The organism is Microvirga antarctica (genome assembly GCF_017921815.1).
GTDB lineage: Bacteria > Pseudomonadota > Alphaproteobacteria > Rhizobiales > Beijerinckiaceae > Microvirga > Microvirga antarctica.
The window spans coordinates 1-290 of record NZ_JAGEMM010000078.1 but is presented as its reverse complement, the minus strand read 5'-3'; the positions used below and the strand labels follow the sequence as shown (position 1 = coordinate 290).

Annotated in this window: 1 pseudogene; it reads right to left on the bottom strand. The window is 59.7% G+C overall.

Annotation, left to right across the window (positions count from 1 at the left end):
- Window positions 1-290: pseudogene (locus J4G32_RS20930) on the bottom strand (baseplate assembly protein); the annotation flags it as partial.

Below are 290 nucleotides of genomic sequence, written 5' to 3'. Positions count from 1 at the left end.
GGTACGGTATGATCTCCGCACTACGAACCGTCAGACGGTCAGCCACCGGGCGTACACTCTCACTGTTCAGGGCTTTTTCAACCACATCCAGCAGGTCTTTTACTGCTGTACCGTCACCCTCCCGGCTCAGTACGGTAAGTACCACCTCTGCAGGGGCCGGACTGGTTGCGCTGGCATCTGCCACACGTCCGTCCGCACTTCTGGCGTGAAATTCATAGGCTCCCGTCGGGCCAGCAACGGACAGTCCCTCAAATGCTGCAGGGATGCGCTGGCGCAGCGCCTCATCATCT